The organism is Alsobacter sp. SYSU BS001988, from assembly GCF_054796215.1.
Genome location: NZ_JBTAMK010000004.1, coordinates 305782 through 328668 on the forward strand (window position 1 = coordinate 305782; position 22887 = coordinate 328668).

The window sequence follows — 22887 nt, forward strand, 5'->3', positions numbered from 1 at the left end:
ACTGCGCCGGCCGGAACGCCGTGCGCGTCCTTCATCCCGACGCGTCGACCGGATGCGTCCCTGCTGGAACGACGAGATGGCCGAACATGACGACGGGCGCTGGCGCGCCACAACGATCCTGATGGTCCGCAAGGGCGGCAAGGTCGTCATCGGCGGCGACGGGCAGGTCAGCCTCGGCCAGACCATCATGAAGTCGAACGCCCGCAAGGTGCGCCGGCTCGGCAAGGGCGACGTCATCGTCGGGTTCGCCGGCGCCACGGCGGACGCCTTCACGCTGTTCGAGCGGCTCGAGGCGAAGCTGGAGCAGTATCCCGGCCAGCTCATGCGCGCCTGCGTCGAACTCGCCAAGGACTGGCGGACCGACCGCTATCTGCGCCGGCTCGAGGCCATGATGCTCGTCGCCGACCGGCAGGTCGGGCTCGTCCTGTCCGGCACCGGCGACGTGCTCGAGCCGCAGGACGGCGTCATGGCGATCGGCTCCGGCGGCAACTACGCGCTGGCGGCCGCCCGGGCGCTCTCCGACATGGACCTCGATGCCGAGGCCATCGTGCGCAAGAGCCTGCGCATCGCCGCCGAGATCTGCGTCTACACCAATGGCGAGCTCACCATCGAGAGCCTCGACGCCGCCTGAGGCGCCCCGGCGGGCCCCATCCCTCCACTCCCTTGCTCCCACCCATATTGTCCCGCAACGCGCCAGGTAGGGCGATGACCACATTCTCTCCCCGCGAGATCGTCTCCGAACTCGACCGCTTCATCGTCGGCCAGCGCGACGCCAAGCGCGCGGTCGCCATCGCGCTGCGCAACCGCTGGCGCAGGCAGCAGCTGCAGGGCCCCATGCGCGAGGAGGTCCTGCCCAAGAACATCCTGATGATCGGCCCGACGGGCTGCGGCAAGACCGAGATTTCGCGCCGCCTCGCGCGGCTCGCCAACGCGCCCTTCCTCAAGGTCGAGGCGACGAAGTTCACCGAGGTCGGCTATGTCGGCCGCGACGTCGAGCAGATCGTCCGCGACCTCGTCGAGATCGGCATCTCGCTCGTGCGCGACGCCCGCCGCAAGGACGTCCGCGCGCGCGCCCACAAGGCGGCCGAGGAGCGCGTGCTGGACGCGCTCGTGGGTCCGGGATCGAGCGCGACCACCCGCGACGCCTTCCGCAGGAAGCTGCGGGCCGGCGAGCTCGACGACAAGGAGATCGAGATCGAGGTGGCGCAGGGCCAGGCCGGCATGCCGATGTTCGAGCTGCCCAACATGCCCGGCGCGTCCGTGGGCGCCATCTCGCTGGGCGACATCTTCGGCAAGGCGATGGGCGGGCGCACCAAGACGCGCCGCACCACCGTGAAGGACGCCTACGAGCCTGTCGTCGCCGAGGAGAGCGACAAGCTCCTCGACCAGGAGCAGATCGTCGCCGAGGCGATCCGCCAGGTGGAGGACAACGGCATCGTGTTCCTCGACGAGATCGACAAGATCTGCGGCCGCGAGAACCGGGGCGGCGCGGACGTCTCCCGCGAGGGCGTCCAGCGCGACCTGCTGCCCCTGATCGAGGGCACCACCGTGGCGACCAAGCACGGCCCGGTGAAGACCGACCACGTGCTCTTCATCGCGTCCGGCGCGTTCCATGTCTCCAAGCCGTCCGACCTCCTGCCGGAGCTGCAGGGCCGCCTGCCGATCCGGGTGGAGCTGAGCTCGCTGAACGAGGAGGATTTCCGCCGCATCCTCACCGACACCGAGGCGAGCCTGGTCAAGCAATATGTGGCCCTCATGGCGACCGAGGGGGTGACGCTCGACTTCGCCGACAGCGCCATCGACGCGATCGCCCGGGTGGCCGTCGAGGTGAACGGCTCGGTGGAGAATATCGGCGCACGCCGGCTCCAGACCGTGATGGAGCGGATCCTCGACGAGATCTCCTTCACCGCGCCCGACCGCTCCGGCGAGACGATCACGATCGACGCCGCCTATGTGGAGAAGGCGGTGGGCGACCTCGCCCGCAACGCCGACCTCAGCCGCTTCATATTATGATTACCGACCCATAAATCACCGGATTTAGGCAAATGGGCTGGAAATTCAAGCGGTTCGACGAGTGTATATATTGTAGGTCTAAGGGCGCCTCACTTTCACGCGAGCACGTTATACCGCGTGGACTAGGCGGCTTCCTAAATATGTCGGGTGAAAGCGAAGCTTTAGTGCTGGGAAAAGCAAGCTGCGAGACATGCCGGCTGCGAACGCACAAGATAGAGGAAACGGCTCTAAAAGGGTTATCCATTCTGCGCGCGAAGCTTCGGCTGCGGCGCAAAGATAGGACTCCACCATTTGTAGATTTGGACACAACTGATGAGGACGGGCTGAAACGGAAAACTCGAGTTGATCTGAATAGCCTGCCGTTAATTCCAGTGATATTACCTGAGTATAAGCCAGCAACATGCTTTACTCTGAGCGGCCCTGAGATGCCCGTTCTCCACTGTACGAACGGATCGACCGATTTTTATCATTTGTTAGGAGGAGCAGGCAAATCATATACATCAGGAATTTTTCATTTACCCTCATTTTCTGAGATGCTCATGAAGATATCACATGGCATCATCGTCTCTCGAATAGGGCTGGCAGATTTCAAGCCATTTATTTCTGACGTCGATTTTGACGACCTCACGTCATGTCTTAAATATGTTGGCGGTATAGATGCTCGTGACCTGCCGTCGAAATTTTTGCACGAGTTCAGCCTTAGCAAACAGAAAAGCCCAGGAGGCGGCTACTACTACGTCGTTCACATTCGCCTCTTTGCCATGCTTGGTACACCGACCAACTATGCTGTCGTGGGCTGGACCATGGACCCGACCCCTTGTAGCGAGTATCTTTCCATTTCTCTGGGAAGCTAATGACGGCCAGTATGAAGCAGAGCCTCGTGTGAGCAGCATCGCGAGGACAAGCGTTACGATTGCCGCCGCCACCATCCTGTCCCGGCTGCTCGGCTTCGCCCGCGACGTGCTGATCGCGGCGTCGCTCGGAGCCGGCCCGGCGGCCGACGCGCTCCTGGTGGCGCTGCGCATCCCCAACCTGGTCCGCCGCGTCCTCGGCGAGGGCGCCGTCAACGGCGCCTTCGTGCCCCTGCATGGCAGGCTCGCGGCGCGCGACGGTCCGGACGCCGCCAGGCGCTTCGCCGGCGAGGCGCTCGCCGGGCTCGCGCTCCTGCTTCTCGCGGTGGTCGGCCTCGCCGAGGCCGCCGCTTCGCTGCTGGTGCTGGGGCTCGCCTCCGGTTTCGCGGACGACCCGGACCGCCTCGCCCTCGCCACGGCCTACTCCCGCTGGACCACGCCCCTGATCGCGGCGAGCTCGCTCTCGGCGCTGGCCTCCGCCATCCTGGCCGCGCAGGGACGCCTGCGGATCGCGGCGCTCGCGCCCGTCCTGGTCAACGCCGTGCTGGTGCTCGTCCTGCTGGGCCTCGCCCGCTCGCCCGCGCCGCCCGAGAGCGTCGGCCTGACGGTCGCCATGGCGGTGTCGGCGGCGGGCCTGGCGCAGCTGCTCGCGACCGGCGCGGCCCTGTTCGGCGGGCAGTCGCGGCCGGCCTGGGTCAGGCCGCGCCTGTCGGGGGAGCTTCGGCGCTTCCTGGCGCTGGCGGGACCGGGCGTGGTCACGGCCGCGTCGGCGCAGCTGTCGATCCTGGCCGCCCTGCAGCTCGCGTCGCGCGAGCCGTCCTCCTTCGCGCAGTTGCACTACGCCGACCGCCTGTTCCAGCTTCCGCTGGGCTTCGTGGCGGCCGGCGCCGGGATCGTGCTGCTGAACGAGATCGTCCGCCTCACGCGCGCCGGCGACCATCGGGCGGTCGGGCCTCTGCTGGACCGGGCTCTCCTGGCCGCCCTGTCGCTCGCGATCCCGGGAGCCGCCGGCCTCGCCGTCCTGGCCGGCCCGATCACCAGCATCCTGTTCGAGCGGGGCGCCTTCTCGCCCGCCGACGCGGCGGCGACCGCCGGCGCCCTGGCGGCGCTGAGCGTCGGCCTTCCGGCCGCGGCCGCCGCGCGCGTGTTCGCCCAGGCCTTCCTGGCCCGCGAGGCCGTCCGGCCGCCCATGATCGCCGCGGCCGCAGCGCTCGCGGTCACGATCCTGGCCGGACTGGCGCTCCAGCCGGCGGCCGGCGTGGCGGGGGTGGCGGGCGCCGTCTCCCTGGGCGCCCTCGTCGACGCGCTGGCGCTCGCCGCCTTCCTGGCCCGCCTCCAGGGCTGGACGCCGGGACGGGAGGCGCTGCGCCGCTGCGCCGTCTGCACGACGGCGGCGCTCGGCATGGCGGCGGCCGTCGTCGCGGGACGGCATGCTCTGGCCGGCTGGCTCGACGCCGGCCAGCCGGCCCTGGTCCGCGCCGCCGCGCTCACCGGGCTCTGCGCCGGCGGCGCCGCCCTCTATGCCGGGCTGGCCCTCGCCATGGGGGCGGCGCGCTGGCGCAAGCGCGCGCCCTGACGGGCGCAAGTCCTGCTTCCCCTTGCGCCTTCCCGTCGAACTCGCCATAAGCGCGCCGACTTGGGAGACTTCAGAATGGCCGCCTTCAAACCGCTCGTGTTTTCCGGCGTGCAGCCGACCGGCAACCTGCACCTGGGAAACTATCTCGGGGCCATCACGAAATTCGTGGCGCTCCAGGACAGCCATGACTGCATCTATTGCGTCGTGGACCTGCACGCCATCACGGTCCCGCAGGACCCGGCCGCCCTGACGTCCCAGATCCGCGAGGTCACGGCCGCCTTCATCGCCGCCGGCATCGACCCCCGGAAGCACATCGTCTTCAACCAGAGCCAAGTGCACGAGCACGCCGAACTCGCCTGGGTGTTCAACTGCGTGGCCCGCATCGGCTGGCTCAACCGCATGACCCAGTTCAAGGAGAAGGCCGGCAAGGACCGCGAGAACGCCTCGGTGGGGCTCTACGCCTACCCGACCCTGATGGCCGCCGACATCCTGGTCTACCGCGCCACCCATGTTCCGGTGGGCGAGGACCAGAAGCAGCATCTCGAGCTGGCGCGCGACGTCGCCCAGAAGTTCAACAACGACTTCTCGGCCTCGATCGAGGCCCAGGGGCACGGCGAGGGCTTCTTCCCGCTGCCCGAGCCGCTGATCCAGGGCCCGGCCACCCGCGTCATGAGCCTGCGCGACGGCTCCAAGAAGATGTCGAAATCCGACCCTTCGGACTATTCGCGCATCAACCTCTCCGACGACGCCGACGCGGTCGCCCAGAAGGTGCGCAAGGCCAAGACCGATCCGGAGCCGCTGCCCTCCGAGGAGGCCGGCCTCTCCAAGCGGCCCGAGGCCGAGAACCTCGTCGGCATCTTCGCCGCGCTCTCCAAGCGCACCAAGGCCGAGATCCTGGCCGAGTATGGCGGGGCGCAGTTCTCCACCTTCAAGGGCGCGCTGGTCGACCTGGCGGTCGCCAAGCTCGGGCCGATCGGCTCCGAGATGAAGCGGCTCCAGGCCGATCCCGCCTATATCGACTCCGTGCTGGCCGACGGGGCGCAGCGCGCCAGCGCCATCGCGGCCCCCACCATGGCCGCCGTGAAGGACATCCTGGGCCTGGTGCGTCGCCGCTGAACCGAGACCTCGGCCCTTGTGGGCCGCGGCGGCGCCTGTCAGCATGGCCCGACTCGGCCCTACCCAGGATGGCCAGCCGGTATGACCCTGAAGCCGAGACGGTCCTACGAGGCGGGACACCGCCCCAAATTCCTCGTCGTCGTCGATGACAGCGAGGAGTGTGACCGGGCGCTCTACTTCGCCGCGAGGCGGGCCGGCCGCGTCGGAGCCTCGCTGGCGCTGCTGGCCGTGATCTCGCCCGCCGACTTCCAGCACTGGCTCGGCGTGGGCTCGCTGATGGAGGCCGAGGCCGCCGAAGAGGCCGGCCAGCGGCTCGAGGCCGCCGCCGCCCGCGCCCGCGCCATCGCCGGGATCGAGCCCGAGCAGATCATCCGCACCGGCCCGAAGGCGGACGAGATCCTGGCCCTCATCGAGGAGGACGAGGACATCTCCCTCCTGGTGGTCGCGGCGGGATCCGGCAGCGAGGGTCCGGGGCCGCTCGTGACCCATCTGGCCGGCAAGACGGCGGCGTCCTTCCCGATCCCGATCGCCATCGTCCCGGGCGCGCTTCGCGACGCCGACATCGACGCTCTGGCCTAGTGCGCGCCTTTCCGGATTGATTCGGACGGCCCGGCGCGCCACATCATGTGATAGAATTCGTTCGCAGCGACGCAGTCACCGCCGGCCTTGAACCGGTCGCGTGAGGAGAGACCGATGTTCATTCAGACCGAAGCCACCCCCAATCCCGCCACGCTGAAATTCCTGCCCGGCCGCGCCGTGATGCCGGAAGGCACGCTCGACATCCGCGACGCGCGCGCGGCCGAGCGCTCGCCGCTGGCGCGCCGCCTCTTCGCCGTGCCGGGCGTCGCGGGCGTGTTCTATGGCTCGGACTTCGTCACCGTCACCAAGGGCGACGGCGAATGGCAGCACCTCAAGCCCGCGATCCTGGGCGCCATCATGGAGCACTTCATGTCCGGCGAGGCCCTGTTCGAGGGCCAGGCCGACGGCATGGACGCGCAGGACGCCCCGGACACGGAGTTCTTCGACGAGAAGGACGCCGCGACCGTCGAGACCATCAAGGAGCTGCTCGAGACCCGCGTCCGCCCCGCGGTGGCCGGCGACGGCGGCGACATCACCTTCAAGGGCTTCCGCGAGGGCGTCGTCTACCTGACCATGAAGGGCTCCTGCTCGGGCTGCCCGTCCTCGACCGCGACCCTGAAGCACGGCATCCAGAACCTGCTGCGCCACTTCCTGCCGGACGTGCGCGAGGTCCAGGCGGTCTGATCCGCCGAGGCTCTTGCTTGCGGCGCGGCAAAGTTTGCGTTGCGCCGATGGGGGCTGCCCTGCCCGGGGCGGCCCCTATCTGATTCAGGGCGCCGCGCTCACGCCTGCGCGCCTTGAAGTCCAGGATCCCGCCCATGACCGTTCTCGACGCCCCGGCCCTCGCCAAGGGCCCGCTCAGCGACGCCGCCCTGCGCCAGCTCTTCGTCGACGCCCGCACCTACAACGACTTCCAGCCGACGCCGGTGCCGGACGCGCTCTTGCGCCGTCTCGCCGAACTCGTGCGCCTGGGTCCGACCGCGGCCAATAGCGGCCCGGCCCGCTTCGTCTTCGTGAAGTCGGCGGAGGCGAAGGCCAGGCTCGCGCCGCATCTGTCCGAAGGCAATCGGGCCAAGACCCTCGCCGCGCCCGTGACCGCCATCGTGGGCTACGACCTCGAATTCTACGAGAACCTGCCCAAACTCTTTCCACACAACCAGACCGCACGGTCGTGGTTCGCCGGCAAGCCGGCCGCCATCGAGGAGACCGGCTTCCGCAATTCTTCGTTGCAGGGCGCCTACATGATCCTGGCCGCCCGCGCCCTTGGGCTCGATTGCGGGCCCATGTCGGGCTTCGACAGAGCGGGCCTGGACGCGGCCTTTTTCCCGGATGGAAAGATCAAGTCGAATTTCATCTGCAATCTGGGCTATGGTTCGGCCGCGGGGCTGTTCCCGCGCTCACCGCGTCTCGAGTTTGAGGAGTTCTGCTCCATCGCGTGACTGCGGTCGCCCCTGGAGACGCCGGTGCGCATCCTCGCCATCGATACCGCGCTCGAAGCCTGCTCGGCCTGCGTGCTCGACAGCGGGTCCGACCTGCCGCTCTCGATCGAGAGCGAGCCCATGCAGCGGGGCCACGCCGAAGCGCTGATGCCGATGCTGGAGCGCGTCATGGACGCGGTCGAGGGCGGCTTCGCCTCCATCGACCGCGTGGCCGTGACGGTCGGCCCGGGCAGCTTCACCGGGTTGCGGGTCGGGATCTCGGCGGCGCGCGCCATCGCGCTGGCCACGGGCGTCCCGGCGGTGGGCGTCACCACCCTCTCGGCCTACGCCGCGCCGCTGATCGGCGCGGCCGGAGGCGCCCTGGTCGGAGTCGCCATCGACGCCCGGCATGGGCAGATCTATTGCCAGGTGGTCGCCCGCGGCGGCCGCTCCATCATCGCGCCGCAGATCATGGGCCTGCGCGACGCCGTGCGGCAGATCGGGAACGGCCCGGTGCTGCTCATCGGTTCCGGCGCGAACGCGCTGTGCGCCGAGGCCCGGGCCGCCGGGCTGGACGCCGCCGTGGTCGACACGGCCGCCGCGCCGGAGGTGCTCTGGGTGGCGCGGCTGGGGCTCGCCGCGGTCCCGGAGCGCGCGCTCGCCAAGCCGTTCTACTTGCGCTCGCCCGACGCCAAGCCCCAGGATCACGTCAGGATCCCGCGCCGCTGATCCGCGACCGACCGGAGACCGCGCGGAGATGCGCCTTCCGTTCCTGACACCGCCGGCGCCCAGCGTCCGGGGCCTGCGCATGGCGGATGCGGCCGCGATGGCGGAGCTGCACGCCGAGGGATTCCACGCGTCCTGGTCCGCCCAGGACTGCGAATCGATGCTGCTGGACAAGGCGGTGGTCGGGCAGGGGATCGGCCGCGGCGCCGGCCTCGATGGGTTCGTCCTGTCGCGGACGGCCGCCGACGAGGCCGAGATCCTCACCATCGCGGTGGCGCGGCGCCGGCGGGGCGCCGGCCTCGGCAGGAGGCTGCTGCAGGCGCATCTGGGCCGCCTCGCCGGCCTAGGGATCCGCCGGCTGTTCCTCGAGGTCGACGAGGGAAACGCGCCGGCGCGGGCCCTCTATGGGCGGCTCGGCTTCGAGGAGGTGGGCCAGCGCAAGGGCTACTACCGCAAGCCGGACGGCTCGACCGCGACCGCGCTGGTGCTCAAGCGCGAGCTCGACTGAGCGGCCCCGGTGGACGCGGCGGCCCGCCTTTCCTATAAGGGCGAGCCAGTTGCAAATCAGCGGAGCCGATGTGAGCCCCACCCGGCAGGCCAGGAACAACCCCATCGAGCAGCGCTGCATCGCGGCGGGGCTGCGGATGACCGGGCAGCGTCGGGTGATCACCCGCGTCCTGGCCGAGGCCGAGGACCACCCGGACGTCGAGGAGCTGCACCGCCGGTCGCACGCCATCGACCGGGGCATCTCGATCTCCACCGTCTACCGCACCGTGAAGCTGCTCGAGGACAGCGGCATCATCGCCCGGCTGGACCTCAAGGACGGCCGCGCCCGCTACGAGCGCACGCCGGACGAGCACCACGACCATCTGGTCAATCTGCGCACCGGCCAGGTGGTGGAGTTCCGCTCGGAGGAGATCGAGCGGCTGCAGGCCGAGGTGGCGCGCCGGCTCGGCTACCGCCTCGTGGATCACCGGCTCGAACTCTACGCCGTCCCGCTCGACGACGACCGCAAGGGCTGACCGGCCCGCCATGCGCCGCCTTCGCATCGCGATCGTGCTGGCCGCCCTCGTTCCCGTCACCCTCGCCATGATGGGGCTGCAGCATCTGGCGATCCGCTTCGGCTGGCGCATGGCGCACGCTCTGCCGCGGGCGTTCCACCGCTATGTCTGCCTCCTGTTCGGCGTCCGGGTCGCGCAGGAGGGCGCGCCGAGCGCGGCCCGTCCGCTCCTGATCGTCTCCAACCACACGAGCTGGCTCGACATCAGCGTGATCTCGGCGCTGGAGCCGCTGTCCTTCATCGCCAAGCGCGAGGTCGGCACCTGGCCGGTGTTCGGCGCCTTCGCGCGCCTCCAGCGCTCGATCTTCATCGACCGCACGCGCCGCAAGGGCGCGGCCGAGGCCAATCGCGAGATCGCCGAGCGGCTCTCGGCCGGCGACGCCATCGTGCTCTTCGCCGAGGGCACCACCAGCGACGGCAACCGCGTCCTGCCGTTCCGGTCGTCGCTGATCGGAGCCGCCCGCGACGCGATCGCGGACGCCGGGCACGAGGCGCGCGTGATGGTCCAGCCCGTGACGGTGGCCTATCCGCGCCGCGGCGGGATCCCGGTCGGGCGCGAGGGCCGCGCCGCGATCGCCTGGTATGGCGACATGGACCTGATCCCGCACCTCGCCCCGATCATGGCGGGGCGGCCCATCGACGCCGTGGTGGCGTGGGGCGAGCCGATCCCGTTCGGGCCCGGTTCTGACCGCAAGGAGGTCGCACGGCTGGCCGAAGCGGCCGTCCGGCGGGCCTATGCGCGGCTGGTGACGGGGCGCGAGCCCGTCTGAGTCCGCTCACTCGGCCGCCAGCGGCGCCGCCGTGGGGTTGTTGGGATGCGTGGTCCAGTTGGAGTAGCCGGGCTGGACCGTGCGGCCCGTGCGGGGATCCACCGAGCCCGGCGGCATCGCCTCCATGGTGATGCAGTCCTGCACCGGGCAGACCTCGACGCACAGATTGCAGCCGACGCATTCCTCGTCCTTGACGACGAACATCCGCCGGCCGTCCACCCTATTGGCGATGGCCTGGTGCGAGGTGTCCTCGCAGGCGATGTGGCACCGGCCGCACTTGATGCAGAGATCCTGGTCGATCCTCGCCTTGGTCACGTAGTTGAGGTTGAGGTACTGCCAGTCGGTGACGTTCGGCGTGGCCATCCCGCGGAAGTCGTCGAGGCTGCGATAGCCCTTCTGGTCCATCCAGGTGGAAAGGCCGGCGGTCATCTCCTCGACGATCTTGAACCCGTACGTCATCGCGGCGGTGCAGACCTGCACGGTCCCGGCGCCGAGCGCGATGAACTCCGCGGCGTCGCGCCAGGTCGTGATGCCGCCGATCGCCGAGATGGGCAGGCCATGGGTCTCCGGATCGCGGGCGATCTCGGCCGTCATGTTGAGGGCGATGGGCTTCACGGCGGGGCCGCAATAGCCGCCATGCGAGCCCTTGCCGTCGATGGTCGGCGTCGGGGCCATCCGGTCGAGGTCGATCGACATGATCGACGACACGGTGTTGATGAGCGACACCGCGTCGGCTCCGCCGCGCTTGGCCGCGCGCGCCGGGAACCGGATGTCGGTGATGTTGGGCGTCAGCTTCACGATCACCGGCATGCGGGTGTGCTGCTTGCACCAGCGGGCGACCATCTCGATGTATTCGGGCACCTGTCCGACGGCCGAGCCCATGCCGCGCTCCGACATGCCGTGCGGGCATCCGAAATTCAGCTCCACGCCGTCGCACTCGGTCTCCTCGACGGCCGCCAGGATCGCCTTCCAGCTTTCCTCGTCGCAGGGCACCATGAGGGAGACCACCATGGCCCGGTCGGGCCAGGCCTTCTTCACGGCCTTGATCTCCTGCAGGTTGACCTGCAGCGGCCGGTCCGTGATCAGCTCGATATTGTTGAAGCCCAGCAGGCGCCGGTCCGCCCCGTGGATCGCCCCGTAGCGCGGCCCGTTGACGTTGACGATGGGCGGCCCCTCCGAGCCGAGCGTCTTCCACACCACCCCGCCCCATCCCGCCCGGAACGCGCGGGTGACGTTCACCTCGCGGTCGGTCGGCGGCGCGGAGGCGAGCCAGAACGGGTTGGGGGACTTGATTCCGAGGAAGTCGGTGCGCAGATCCGCCATGGTGTCCCCCTCACTCGGCCGCGTGGGCCAGGGCGCCCGTCAGGTGACGGTCGATCGAGATCGCCGCCTGCTTGCCGTCCTCCACCGCCGTCACGGTGAGGTCCTGCCCGCCGGCGACGCAGTCGCCGCCCGCCCAGACGCCGGGCGCGCTGGTGCGGCGCTGCGCGTCCACGACGATCCGTCCGCCCGAAAGCGCCAGCACGTCCGCGCCGCCGAGATTGGACGGCGTCAGCGCCTGGCCGACGGCGCACAACACCATGTCGGCGGCCAGCGTGAACCGCTCGCCGGTCCCGGCCAGGCGCCCGTCCGCCTCGGCCATGCGCTCGAACGTCACGCCCGTCACCCGGCCGCCGTCGCCGGTCAGCGCCACGGGAGCCGCCCATGTGCGGATCGTGACCCCGCTGGTCTGGGCGAGCTGCTGCTCATAGGTCGAGGCCTTCATGGCGTCCTGCCCGCGCCGATACGCGATGGTGACCTCCTCGGCGCCCAGGCGCCTGGCCTGCACGGCGGCGTCCACGGCCGTCATGCCGCCTCCGATCACCACGACCTTGCGGCCGACGGGCAGCGTCGAGCGGTCCGGCGTCTGCCGCAGCTCGGCGATCCAGTCCACCGCGTCCCTGACGCCGGCGAGCGCGCCTTCGCCCGCCAGCCCGAGCCTGTTCACGCCCGAGAGGCCGATGGCCAGGAAGACGGCGTCGTAATCCCGGCGAAGCTCGGCCAGGTCGAGGCCCTCGCCCAGCCGCTTCCCGGTCTCGACCGCGATTCCGCCCAGCGACAGGATGAAGGAGACCTCGCGCTGGGCGAAGTCGTCCGGCGCCTTGTAGGACGCGATGCCGTATTCGTTGAGGCCGCCCAGCTTGGGGCGATGCTCGAACACCACCGCCTCGTGCCCCGCCTGGGCCAGCCGATGCGCGCAGGACAGCCCGGCCGGTCCGCCGCCCACGATGGCGACCCGCTTGCCCGTGGAGGGCGCGCGGGTGAAGGGCTGATGGCCCTGGGCCAGCAGGATGTCGGTGGCGTAGCGCTGCAGGAGGCCGATCCTCACCGGCTTGCCTTCCGCGTCGTTGCGGACGCAGGCCTCCTCGCACAGCGTCTCGGTGGGGCAGACCCGGGCGCACATGCCGCCGAAGACGTTGGCGGACAGGATCGTCTCGGCCGAGCCGATCGGATTGTCGGTCTGGATCTGGCGGATGAAGAGCGGAATGTCGATGGAGGTCGGACAGGCGTTCTGGCAGGGCGCGTCATAGCAGAAATAGCAGCGGTCCGCCTCGACATGCGCCTCGTGCCGGTCCAGCGGCGGATGGAGGTCGCCGAAATTCGCCGCGTATTCGGCCGTGGACAGCCGCCCGGCTGCGACGCCCGGGGTGCTTCGGTGGGCGCTCATGGTTCCCCTCCCATTCGCCGGACGCGCGCGGCCGCGGGTCCAATCCTGACCGTTTGGTCAGGCTGAGGCCGCGCCTGCGAACTGTCAAGCGCCGCCCCGAAGCCGGCCTGCCGCGAGTTTACGCAGTTTCCGGGCGGCGGCTGTCGGAATGTGACAAGTGACGGTCGCAATGCCGGGCCGCGCCCCGCAGGGCCGACCCTACGCTTCAGGCTTCGGCTGAGCCCTTGCGCGTCCGCAGGGGGCCGCCATGATCGGGGCGTGACGAGGGGACGGGGGAGCGCCGCATGGCGGCCGGGCGGAGGGCGAGTTTGCCGCTTCCGCTTTGCGTCATGGCTCCGTAAAGTGTCGTCAATAAACAACAAATGCGTCCGGTTCGGACGCTGGGCCGAGGCGAAGCCGACGCCGTCATCCGGAGGGTCGAACATGACGAAAACTGACAACGAAGCCGGGCTGATTTCCCGCCGCGGGCTGATCAAGACGGGCGCGGCCGCGGCCGCCCTCGCGGTGGCGTCGCCGGCCATCATCCGCGGTTCGCTCGCCTCCTCCGGCGTGCTCAACTTCATCGGCTGGGCCGGCTACGACGAGTTCCCGAAGGTCTTCGCCCAGTTCGAGAAGAAGACCGGCATCAAGGTGAACTTCACCGGCTATGGCAGCCAGGACGAGATGGTCGCTCAGGCCAAGACCGGCGCCGCCACCAACGGCGCCTTCGACATCTCCGAGCCGACCTCCGATCGCCTGCTGAGCTGGACCGACAACGACTTCGTCCAGCCCTGGGACGAGAAGCGCATGGGCATCGAGGGCGTCGATCCGGCCTTCCTGCAGGGCGGCGCGGCGAACGCCATGATCGTCAACGGCAAGCGCTACGGGGCGAGTTCCGTGTGGGGCAGCGAATCGCTGACCTTCCACACCAAGGAGGCGCCGATGACGTTCGGCAAGGCCAGCCTCATGGACCTGTTCGACGACAAATACGCCGGCAAGCTGACGCTGCGCGGCCATTCGGGCCTCGTGGCGATCGGCCGCGGCCTCTCGGCCCAGGGCAAGTTGCCCTTCAAGTTCGAGGACAGCTTCTCCGACGAAGCCAAGATGACCGCGAACTACGACGAGATCCTCAAATTCGCGCTCTCCAAGCGCAAGAACGTCGCCCAGTTCTGGTCCAACGAGAACGAGGCGCAGGGCGCGTTCCGCACCAATGGCTGCACGGTCGGCATGTGCTGGGACACCTCCGCCTCCGCGCTGATGAAGGAAGGCTTCCCGATCGGCTACATCGCGCCGGTCGAGGGCACCGTCTGCTGGCTGCAGAACTTCGTGCTGCTGAAGGGCGCCAAGAACCTCGAGCAGGTCTACGCCTGGATGCAGTGGATGAACTCTCCGGAGGGCGGCGCGGCCTGGGCGGCCGCCTATGGGGCGAACTCCACGTCCAAGGGCGCCGTCGATCTCGCCGACGCCAACTCCAAGAAGTTCTTCCAGAGCGCCTATCCGGGCGACGCGCTGAAGAACCTCTGGTGGTGGCCGGCGCAGCCGTCCTGGTTCATCACCAAGCGCACCGAATACGCCAAGAAGTTCATGTCGGCCTGAGGCCTCCGGCTTCAGCCCCCATCGAACCCGAATGACCCGGGGGTCCGCCGCGCTGCCGGCGGGCCTCCGGGCGGCGAAGCCGCATGGCGGCGCAGGCCGCCTTCCCCTCGCGCCGGTGAGTCATGAGCCAGGACGTCGAACTCGACAACGTGACGATGCGCTTCGGCGACTTCACGGCGGTGCGCGACATCAACCTCACCGTGAGGGCGGGCGAGTTCTTCAGCTTCCTGGGACCGTCCGGCTGCGGCAAGACCACCATCCTGCGGATCCTGTCGGGCTTCACCCAGCCCACGGAGGGGCATGTCCGCATCGGCGGCCGCGACATGGCCGGGATCGGCCCCAATGACCGGCCTACCGCCCTCATCTTCCAGAACCTCGCCCTCTTCCCGCTCATGAGCGTGTGGGAGAACATCGCCTTCGGCCTGGAAGTCCGCGGCGTCGCCCGGGAGAAGCGGCGCAAGCGCGCCATGGAGCTCCTGGAGCTCATCGCCATGCCGGACGCGGCGGACAAGCGCATCAGCGAGCTTTCGGGCGGCATGAAGCAGCGCGTCGCCATCGCGCGCGCCCTCGCGGTCGAGCCGAAGGTGATGCTGCTGGACGAGCCGCTCTCGGCGCTCGACCTGAAGCTGCGCCAGCACATGCGGGCCGAGCTGAGGGCGATCCAGCGCCGGACCGGCGTCACCTTCATCTACATCACGCATGACCAGGGCGAGGCCCTGACCATGTCGGACCGCGTCGCCGTGATGTCGCGCGGCTCCATCGAGCAGGTCGGGACGTCGTCGGAGATCTACGACGCGCCCAGGACGCCCTTCGTGGCCACCTTCGTGGGCGAGAGCAACCGGTTCACGGGCCGGGTCGACGCCGTCGAGGGCGGGCTGGCGCGGGTCGACACGCCCGCCGGTCCGCTGGTCGGCCGTGCGGGACCCGCCCTGCAGGCGGGCGCTTCCGGCACCGTCTTCGTCCGGCCCGAGCGGCTGCGCATGGGCGGGGACGGCGCGAACCGGCTCACGGCGCGCATCGACCACGTCGACTTCGAGGGCAGCTTCGCCAATCTGTTCCTGCGCGGCGCGGCCGATGGGGAGATCATCGTCCAGGTCGCCAATGACGGCGCGCTGCCGGCGCTGACGCCCGGGGTCGAGCTCTCGCTGGTGTTCTCGCCCGAGAGCGCGGTGGTGCTCCCGGCCGCCCGGGAGGGCTGAGATGAGCGAGCTCTTCCGCCGCTACGGGACCGGTCTCACGCTGGCGATGCTGACGGCGGTCGCCGTCTGGGTGCTGGCGATGGTGGTCCTGCCCTATTTTGTGATGGTCGAGAACTCGTTCCATCCCAACCTGCCGGTCACCCAGATGGGCGGGCCGAACGACCACTACACGCTGGAGAACTACGCCGCGCTGTTCCGCGGCGTCGACCTCGCGGCCTGGGAGTTTCCGGACGACTTCCGGGTGTTCCTGCGCACCATCTGGGGCGCGAGCCTGGTCACCTTCATCTGCCTGGTGGTGTGCTACCCGGTGGCGTTCTACCTCGCCAAGGTGGCCCCGCCGGAGCGGACGGCCTTCCTGCTGCTGATCCTGGTGATCCCTTTCTGGATCAACGAGATCCTGCGCACCTTCTCCTGGTACATCGTGCTGGCCTATAGCGGCCCGCTGAACGTGGCGCTGAAGAGCCTCGGCCTCATCGACGCGCCGGTGCGCTGGCTGTCGGGGAGCGCCGGCGTGCTGATCGGCATGACCTACGCCTTCCTGCTCTTCATGATGTTCCCGCTCTACAACGCGCTGGAGAGCCTCGACCGCAACCAGATCGAGGCGGCCCGGGACCTCGGCGCGCCGACCTGGCGGATCCATTGGCGCATCGTCCTGCCGCACGCCAAGCCGGGCGTCGCGGTGGGGTGCATCATGGTGTTCGTGCTGGCCGCCTCCTCCTATGTGGTGCCGGCGCTGCTGGGCTCGCCCGGCACCCGCTGGTTCACCGAGACCATCTACCAGTGGTTCTTCGAGGCCCAGAACTGGCCGCGCGGCTCGGCCTACGCCTTCATCCTGCTCGGCCTGTGCGTGGCCTTCATCCTGCTGATGATGCGCCTCTTCCGGGTGGGGCTGACCGAAATCGCCAAGTAGCGCAACCCAAGGGAGCCGCCGGATGCGGTCGGAACGCGCCTCGGATCGCATCCTGCAGGTCTATCTGGGCCTGTTCCTGCTCTACCTGTTCGTGCCGCTCGTCGTGATGGCGGTGGCGACCTTCAACACCAGCCGCTTTCCCACGGTGACGCCCTGGACCGGCTTCACCACGCGCTGGTTCGAAGCGCTCTACAACGACGCCGGCATGTGGAACGCGCTGAAGAACAGCTTCATCATCGGCGTCGCCGTGATCGTGGTGTCCGTGCCCATGGGGGTCGCGGCCGCGGTGGTGCTCAACGGGCTGCACGCCCGCGCCCGCAGCTTCCTCTACGCCCTGATGGTGTCGCCCCTGCTGACGCCGGGCGTCATCATCGGCATCTCGACGCTGGTCTTCTGGGACAGGCTGGGCGTCAAGGGCGGTCTGCACCTCGCCACCATCGGGCAGTCCAGCTTCATCATCGCCTATGTGATGCTGATGGTGCTGGCGCGCCTGCAGCGCTTCGACTCCAGCCTCGAGGAGGCCGCGCTCGATCTCGGCGCCAGCCACACCCAGGTGTTCCGCCGCATCCTGGCGCCGCATCTCAGGCCCGCCATCCTGTCGGGCGCCGTGCTGGCCTTCTTCCAGTCCTTCGAGAACTACAACACGACGCTGTTCACCCGCGGCACCGACACGACCTTGACCATCTACATCGCCTCGAAGGTCCGCACGGGGCTCACCCCGGCCGTCAATGCGCTCGGCCTGATCCTGATCCTCGTCACCGTGCTGGGCGCGGTCGGCTACGAGATCATGCGCAGGCGCGAGCAGGCCCGGGAGCGGGAGGCGCTGCGCCGGTCCGAGCAGGCCGGCATGCAGGAGCTTCAACTCGCCTGAGAGTTGCGTCCAGCTGCATGCCTTTCGGGCCAGAGCTTAACAGGCTGTTCACTGTCCGACTCAGCTTTGCCTGAAATCGCACAGTCGCGCCCTTTTGCAGCGCGCGATACAACCTGTGATTGCTTTCCAAGTGCTGTTCTATCGATCACTTTAAAATCAAGATCGATGCCGAGCGCCACCGACGAGCCGTCAATCGCCCGCAAGAGGCGCTTTCGTCTCGGAGAGTCATCATCGAGTAAAGGATGCGACATGTCCGACGACCGTTTCACCTCCATCGATACGATTACCATCGCGGCCGTCATGCGCGCGCTGCAAACCGTGCTGGACGCCTATCAAACCGAGCAGCCCGATCCGCGCGCGTTCCGAGATCTCGAGACGCGGGTGATGGCGGAGATCAAGGCCCTGGACACCGGGGACTTCGAGTATGAGGAGCAGGCCGAAGGCCTCGCCGAGGGGCTGCTCCTGACCCGCTCGGTGTTCCGCTACGCCCAGCAGGCGCGCCTGCTCCAGCCGACGCCCAAGCCGGACGCCGTTCCCGCGCCCGCATCGGAAAAGAGCCTGCTGCAGGGCACCCGGAGCTGACCGTCCGCGCGATCCCCCGGCGACGGCGATTCGGCTGCTAAACGCGCGAGGCTGGCGATGACATTGACCGTAAGGCGCTCGCGCGACGCGTCGTCCCGCTGAGCTTCATCGATCCTGATGATCGCGGCCCCGCAGGGCGGCCCAGGATCCGGTTGGTGGAGCCAGGCGGGATCGAACCGCCGACCTCTTGAATGCCATTCAAGCGCTCTCCCAGCTGAGCTATGGCCCCACTCACCGATGGCCGGGGGCTTGGGATGCCCCGGCGCGCCGTCCGCGTTGCGTCGGCGAGGGGGTCTATAGCCGCCCTCGCCGCCGGTATCAAGCCTCTTCGTCGTCTTCTATTTCGCCGTCGATCAGATCGGCCACATCGTCGTCGCCGGCCTCTTCCTCTTCCAGGAAGGTGTCGTCGTCCTCGGCGATGTCGTCCTCGATCTCGACGTCGTCGCCCGGGATGTCCTTGCCGGACTCCTCGGCTTCCACCTCATCCAGCGACACGAGCTCGGGGCCGGCGGCCGCCTCGTCCGTGTCCTCGTCCTCCTCGCGATTCGCCACCTCTGCGGCGCGCCCGCGCGTCGGCGCGGCCATGGCGGCGGCCACATAGGTCGTCCCGCATTTCGGGCAGATGATCGGGTCTTTGCTCAGGTCGTAGAACTTCGCGCCGCAGCTCTGGCATTGGCGCTTGGTTCCGAGTTCCGGTTTCGCCACTGGGACCAGCCTTGTCAGGAAAACAAAAGGAGAGAGGGCTTCGGTTAGTCGCGCAATCCCCGGCTGTCAACGTGTCCTGAGCCTTGCGCCGCCTTGGCGGCGCGCCGAATCTTGCGCGAGGGCGCGCGGCGGCTCCCCGCGCGTGACGCGCCGCCACGCGTGTGCTACCTGCGGCCCCGCCCGGACGGGCTCGCATTCGGGAGGGAACCCTTGTCCAGCTCATCCCCCACCAGCGCCCATGACGGCGCTCCCCAGCCGCTCACGGCCCACCGCACCGGAGCGCTCCAGGGGCGGGTCCGGGCCCCGGGCGACAAGTCGATCTCGCATCGCGCCATGATCTTCGGCCTGCTCACGGTCGGCGAGACCACCGTCGAGGGCCTGCTGGAAGGCGAGGACGTGCTGCGCACCGCCGAGGCCTGCCGGGCGCTGGGCGCGACCGTGACGCGGACGGGACCGGGCGCCTGGCGCATCCAGGGCGTCGGCGTCGGCGGCCTGCGCGAGCCCGCGGGCGCGCTCGACTTCGGCAACGCCGGCACCGGCGCGCGCCTGATGATGGGCGTGGTCGGCGGACACGGGATCACGGCGACCTTCGACGGCGACGCGTCGCTGCGCAAGCGGCCGATGCGGCGCATCCTGGATCCGCTCACCCTCATGGGCGCGCAGGTGCTCGCCGAAGCCGAGGGCGGCCGCTGCCCGATCACGCTCCGGGGCGCGGTCGATCCCGTCCCGATCGAATACCGCACTCCGGTCGCGTCGGCGCAGATCAAGTCCGCCGTGCTGCTGGCCGGGCTCAACGCCCCGGGCCGCACCGTCGTGATCGAGGCGGAAGCCTCCCGCGACCACACCGAGAAGATGCTGGCCTATTTCGGCGCGACCGTCACGGTGACCCCCGAAGGCGAGCACGGCCGCCGCATCGTCCTGGAAGGACGCCCCGAGCTGCGCCCCGCCCCGGTGGCGGTGCCGGCCGATCCGTCCTCGGCCGCCTTCCCGATCGTGGCGGCCCTGATCACGCCCGGCTCCGACATCGTGGTCGAGGGCGTGATGATGAACCCGCTGCGCATCGGCCTCCTCACCACCCTGAAGGAGATGGGCGCCGACATCGTCGAGCAGAACCGCCGCCAGGAGGGCGGCGAGGAGGTGGCGGACCTGCGGGTGCGCCACTCGGCGCTCACCGGAGTGGACGTGCCGGCCGGCCGCGCGCCCTCGATGATCGACGAATATCCTGTTCTGGCCGTGGCGGCGGCCTTCGCGACCGGAGAGACCCGCATGCGCGGCCTGCAGGAGCTGCGCGTCAAGGAGAGCGACCGGCTGCAGGCCGTCGCCGACGGGCTCGCCCTGAACGGCGTCGACCACGCGGTGGTGGGGGACGACCTCCTGGTGCGCGGGGCGGCGGGCGCCGCGCGCGGCGGCGGCACGGTCGCCACCCATCTGGACCACCGCATCGCGATGAGCTTCCTGGTCATGGGGATCGCCTCCGAGCGGCCCGTGACGGTCGACGACCGCCGCATGATCGCCACGAGCTTTCCCGCCTTCGAGAGCCTGATGCAGGGCCTCGGGGCGTCCTTCACAGCCTGAGGCGAAGCGCGATGATCATCGCCATCGACGGTCCCGCCGCATCCGGGAAGGGCACGCTCGCCAAGCGGCTCGCCGCCCATTACGGCTTGCCGCATCTGGACACCGGGCTGCTCTATCGGGCCGTCGCCCGCACCCTGACCGACCATGGCGACGCGCTGGACGACGGCGCGGCCGCGGTCAGGGCCGCCCAGTCGCTCGATCTCGCCCATCTGGACGAGACGCGGCTGCGCGGGCGCGCCATGGGCGAGGCGGCCTCCGTCGTGGCCGCCATCCCGGCGGTCCGGGCCGCCCTCGTCGCCTGGCAGCGCGGCTTCGCCAACAGGCCCGAGGGCGCGGTGCTGGACGGACGCGACATCGGCACCGTGATCTGCCCCGACGCGTCGGTGAAGATCTTCGTCACCGCCTCGGCCGAGGAGCGGGCGCGCCGCCGCCACCGCGAGCTGCTCTCGCGCGGCGAGACGGTGGCCTATGAGGACGTGCTCGCCGACATCCGGCGCCGCGACGCGCGCGATTCGGGCCGCGCGACCGCGCCCCTGGCCGCCGCGGCCGATGCGCGCTTGCTCGATACGACCGATTTGGATATAGAACAGGCCTTCCAGGCGGCCGTCGCTCACGTCGACGCTGCGAGGCGGGAGACCGCCTGAGGCGGACCCTCCGCAAGGAGCCCCTCAGACCCTCGTCCCGGACGAAAGGGCGCCCCCGGTGCGCCCTCTTTGTCGTGTTCCTCTGGCGCCGTCTTTCGGAGCCTGGATCGCACACGGAACCACGCTCCTGATCGTCGGTTCGCGCCGGCCCGCCTCTGGCGGTGGCTTTCGCTCTCGCGGAAGCGTCGGCGAGACGGAGCGCATCGTAACGCAAACCGCCGGCGCCGGGCCCCTTGGCCCCAGGAGAACACATGTCCGCAGCCTTGAAATCTCCTTCGCGCGAAGACTTCGCCGCGATGCTCGATGAATCCTTCTCCGCCGCCGACGCCCTCGAGGGTTCGGTCGTCAAGGGCAAGGTCGTCGCCATCGAGAAGGACATGGCCGTCATCGACGTCGGCCTGAAGACCGAGGGCCGCGTCGCCCTCCGCGAGTTCACCGGACCCGGGCGCGAAGGCGTCCTCGAGGTCGGCGACGAGGTCGAGGTCTATCTCGACCGCATCGAGAACGCGCTCGGCGAAGCCGTCATCTCGCGCGACAAGGCTCGCCGCGAGGAGAGCTGGGTCAAGCTCGAAGTCTCGTACGAGAAGAACGAGAAGGTCACGGGCGTGATCTTCAACCAGGTCAAGGGCGGCTACACGGTCGACCTCGACGGCGCCGTGGCGTTCCTGCCGCGCTCGCAGGTCGACATCCGCCCGATCCGCGACGTCACCCCGCTGATGGGCGTGCCGCAGCCGTTCCAGATCCTGAAGATGGACCGCCGCCGCGGCAACATCGTCGTGTCGCGCCGCACCGTCCTCGAAGAGACCCGCGCCGAGGCTCGTTCCGAGCTGGTCGCGAACCTCGAGGAAGGCCAGACCGTCGACGGCGTCGTCAAGAATATCACCGAGTACGGCGCCTTCGTCGACCTCGGCGGCATCGACGGCCTGCTGCATGTCACCGACATGGCGTGGCGCCGCGTGAACCATCCCTCCGAGGTGGTCACCATCGGCCAGCAGCTCAAGGTCAAGATCATCAAGATCAACCATGAGACGCACCGCATCTCGCTCGGCATCAAGCAGCTGCTCGCCGATCCGTGGGAGGGCATCGAGGCCAAGTACCCGGTCAACGCGCGCTTCTCCGGCCGCGTCACCAACATCACCGACTACGGCGCCTTCGTGGAGCTGGAGCCGGGGATCGAGGGCCTCATCCACGTCTCCGAGATGTCGTGGACCAAGAAGAACGTCCATCCCGGCAAGATCGTCTCCACCTCGCAGGAAGTGGAAGTGCAGATCCTCGAGGTGGATCCCGTCAAGCGCCGCATCTCGCTGGGCCTCAAGCAGACCCTGCAGAATCCCTGGGAGGCCTTCTCCGAGAAGTTCCCGGCCGGCTCCGTGGTCGAAGGCGAGGTCAAGAACAAGACCGAGTTCGGTCTGTTCATCGGCCTCGAGGGCGACGTGGACGGCATGGTGCACCTCTCCGACCTCGACTGGAACCGTCCGGGCGAGCAGGTCATCGAGGAGTTCAAGAAGGGCGACATCGTCAAGGCGCAGGTCCTGGACGTCGACGTCGAGAAGGAGCGCATCTCGCTCGGCATCAAGCAGCTCGGCGGCGATCCCTTCGCGGACGCGGCTGCGGCTGGCGACGTCAAGAAGGGCGCAGTCGTGACCTGCGAAGTCACCGAGGTCAAGGAATCCGGCCTCGAAGTGAAGATCGTCGGCACCGACCTCTCGACCTTCATCAAGCGCAACGAGATCGCCCGCGAGCGCTCCGATCAGCGTCCGGAGCGTTTCGCTCCCGGCGAGAAGATCGACGCCCGCGTCACCATGTTCGACCGCAAGTCGCGCAAGGTGCAGGTCTCCATCAAGGCGCTCGAGATGGCCGAGGAGAAGGAAGCCATCGCCCAGTACGGCTCGGCTGACGCCGGCGCCTCGCTCGGCGACATCCTCGGCGCCGCCCTCAAGCGCGCCAACAAGCCCGAGAAGGGCGAGTAAGACACATCTTCTGATCCGGCCGGGCGCAGGCTCGGCCGGA

Annotated in this window: 23 protein-coding genes and 1 tRNA gene; 20 read left to right on the forward strand and 4 right to left on the reverse strand. The window is 69.2% G+C overall.

The window, feature by feature from the left end; translation table 11 throughout:
- Positions 1-76 precede the first annotated feature (76 nt).
- The 12 genes from hslV to olsA all read left to right on the forward strand — a co-directional run bounded on the left by hslV (position 77) and on the right by olsA (position 10109).
- The gene (gene hslV, locus ACYVO7_RS11050) at positions 77-631 is read left to right on the forward strand and encodes an ATP-dependent protease subunit HslV (RefSeq protein WP_460449875.1); all 555 of its coding nucleotides are present in this window, start codon (positions 77-79) and stop codon (positions 629-631) included.
- Between the two features lie 74 nt (positions 632-705).
- Positions 706-2013 carry an ATP-dependent protease ATPase subunit HslU gene (gene hslU / locus ACYVO7_RS11055; protein ID WP_460449876.1) on the forward strand — a complete coding sequence of 436 codons (1308 nt, stop codon included), beginning with the start codon at positions 706-708 and terminating at the stop codon, positions 2011-2013.
- A gap of 140 nt (positions 2014-2153) precedes the next feature.
- Entirely contained in the window at positions 2154-2867 is a 714-nt protein-coding gene (locus ACYVO7_RS11060) for a hypothetical protein (protein WP_460449877.1), read from the forward strand.
- Between the two features lie 28 nt (positions 2868-2895).
- Positions 2896-4440, forward strand: coding sequence for a murein biosynthesis integral membrane protein MurJ (murJ, locus tag ACYVO7_RS11065; protein WP_460449878.1), 1545 nt, complete (start codon positions 2896-2898; stop codon positions 4438-4440).
- A gap of 75 nt (positions 4441-4515) precedes the next feature.
- The gene (trpS, locus tag ACYVO7_RS11070; protein ID WP_460449879.1) at positions 4516-5556 is read left to right on the forward strand and encodes a tryptophan--tRNA ligase; all 1041 of its coding nucleotides are present in this window, start codon (positions 4516-4518) and stop codon (positions 5554-5556) included.
- Between the two features lie 81 nt (positions 5557-5637).
- Positions 5638-6135: a universal stress protein gene (locus tag ACYVO7_RS11075; RefSeq protein ID WP_406855611.1), complete on the forward strand. Its 498-nt coding sequence runs from the start codon at positions 5638-5640 to the stop codon at positions 6133-6135.
- A 114-nt stretch (positions 6136-6249) separates the two neighbouring features.
- Positions 6250-6819, forward strand: a complete 570-nt coding sequence (locus ACYVO7_RS11080; protein WP_406855612.1) for a NifU family protein — start codon at positions 6250-6252, stop codon at positions 6817-6819.
- Positions 6820-6953: 134 nt separating this feature from the next.
- A complete protein-coding gene (locus tag ACYVO7_RS11085; protein ID WP_460449880.1) occupies positions 6954-7574 on the forward strand; it encodes a malonic semialdehyde reductase in 621 nt (206 codons plus the stop codon).
- 24 nt (positions 7575-7598) lie between these two features.
- Complete coding sequence (tsaB, locus tag ACYVO7_RS11090; protein ID WP_460449881.1) at positions 7599-8282, forward strand: tRNA (adenosine(37)-N6)-threonylcarbamoyltransferase complex dimerization subunit type 1 TsaB; 684 nt, start codon at positions 7599-7601, stop codon at positions 8280-8282.
- Between the two features lie 28 nt (positions 8283-8310).
- Entirely contained in the window at positions 8311-8787 is a 477-nt protein-coding gene (locus ACYVO7_RS11095) for a GNAT family N-acetyltransferase (protein WP_460449882.1), read from the forward strand.
- A gap of 136 nt (positions 8788-8923) precedes the next feature.
- Entirely contained in the window at positions 8924-9301 is a 378-nt protein-coding gene (locus ACYVO7_RS11100) for a Fur family transcriptional regulator (protein ID WP_406858702.1), read from the forward strand.
- Positions 9302-9311: 10 nt separating this feature from the next.
- Complete coding sequence (gene olsA / locus ACYVO7_RS11105) at positions 9312-10109, forward strand: lyso-ornithine lipid O-acyltransferase (protein ID WP_460449883.1); 798 nt, start codon at positions 9312-9314, stop codon at positions 10107-10109.
- 6 nt (positions 10110-10115) lie between these two features.
- Here olsA and preA read toward each other — a convergent pair whose 3' ends face one another.
- Together preA and ACYVO7_RS11115 are read right to left on the reverse strand one after the other, a co-directional pair.
- Complete coding sequence (gene preA / locus ACYVO7_RS11110) at positions 10116-11432, reverse strand: NAD-dependent dihydropyrimidine dehydrogenase subunit PreA (protein WP_460449884.1); 1317 nt, start codon at positions 11430-11432, stop codon at positions 10116-10118.
- Positions 11433-11442: 10 nt separating this feature from the next.
- Positions 11443-12816, reverse strand: coding sequence for an NAD(P)-dependent oxidoreductase (locus ACYVO7_RS11115; RefSeq protein WP_460449885.1), 1374 nt, complete (start codon positions 12814-12816; stop codon positions 11443-11445).
- A 423-nt stretch (positions 12817-13239) separates the two neighbouring features.
- Here ACYVO7_RS11115 and ACYVO7_RS11120 point away from each other — a divergent pair, with 423 nt between their 5' ends.
- From ACYVO7_RS11120 to ACYVO7_RS11140, 5 genes are all read left to right on the forward strand, one after another.
- Positions 13240-14391 (forward strand): extracellular solute-binding protein, encoded by a 1152-nt coding sequence (locus tag ACYVO7_RS11120; protein WP_460449886.1) that lies wholly within the window; start codon positions 13240-13242, stop codon positions 14389-14391.
- A gap of 122 nt (positions 14392-14513) precedes the next feature.
- Positions 14514-15590 (forward strand): ABC transporter ATP-binding protein, encoded by a 1077-nt coding sequence (locus ACYVO7_RS11125; RefSeq protein ID WP_460449887.1) that lies wholly within the window; start codon positions 14514-14516, stop codon positions 15588-15590.
- 1 nt (position 15591) lies between these two features.
- A complete protein-coding gene (locus ACYVO7_RS11130; protein ID WP_460449888.1) occupies positions 15592-16500 on the forward strand; it encodes an ABC transporter permease in 909 nt (302 codons plus the stop codon).
- Between the two features lie 22 nt (positions 16501-16522).
- Positions 16523-17371, forward strand: a complete 849-nt coding sequence (locus ACYVO7_RS11135; RefSeq protein ID WP_460449889.1) for an ABC transporter permease — start codon at positions 16523-16525, stop codon at positions 17369-17371.
- 249 nt (positions 17372-17620) lie between these two features.
- A complete protein-coding gene (locus ACYVO7_RS11140) occupies positions 17621-17953 on the forward strand; it encodes a hypothetical protein (protein ID WP_460449890.1) in 333 nt (110 codons plus the stop codon).
- A 153-nt stretch (positions 17954-18106) separates the two neighbouring features.
- Here the strand turns inward: ACYVO7_RS11140 and ACYVO7_RS11145 are convergent.
- Positions 18107-18182: transfer RNA gene (locus ACYVO7_RS11145), tRNA-Ala, on the reverse strand.
- Positions 18183-18271: 89 nt separating this feature from the next.
- Positions 18272-18658, reverse strand: a complete 387-nt coding sequence (locus ACYVO7_RS11150) for a TIGR02300 family protein (protein WP_406855624.1) — start codon at positions 18656-18658, stop codon at positions 18272-18274.
- Positions 18659-18868: 210 nt separating this feature from the next.
- Here ACYVO7_RS11150 and aroA point away from each other — a divergent pair, with 210 nt between their 5' ends.
- The 3 genes from aroA (at position 18869) to rpsA (ending at position 22847) form a co-directional block, all read left to right on the forward strand.
- Positions 18869-20233: a 3-phosphoshikimate 1-carboxyvinyltransferase gene (aroA, locus tag ACYVO7_RS11155; RefSeq protein ID WP_460449891.1), complete on the forward strand. Its 1365-nt coding sequence runs from the start codon at positions 18869-18871 to the stop codon at positions 20231-20233.
- An 11-nt stretch (positions 20234-20244) separates the two neighbouring features.
- Positions 20245-20877 (forward strand): (d)CMP kinase, encoded by a 633-nt coding sequence (gene cmk / locus ACYVO7_RS11160; RefSeq protein ID WP_460449892.1) that lies wholly within the window; start codon positions 20245-20247, stop codon positions 20875-20877.
- Between the two features lie 251 nt (positions 20878-21128).
- A complete protein-coding gene (gene rpsA, locus ACYVO7_RS11165; protein WP_406855627.1) occupies positions 21129-22847 on the forward strand; it encodes a 30S ribosomal protein S1 in 1719 nt (572 codons plus the stop codon).
- Positions 22848-22887 lie beyond the last annotated feature (40 nt).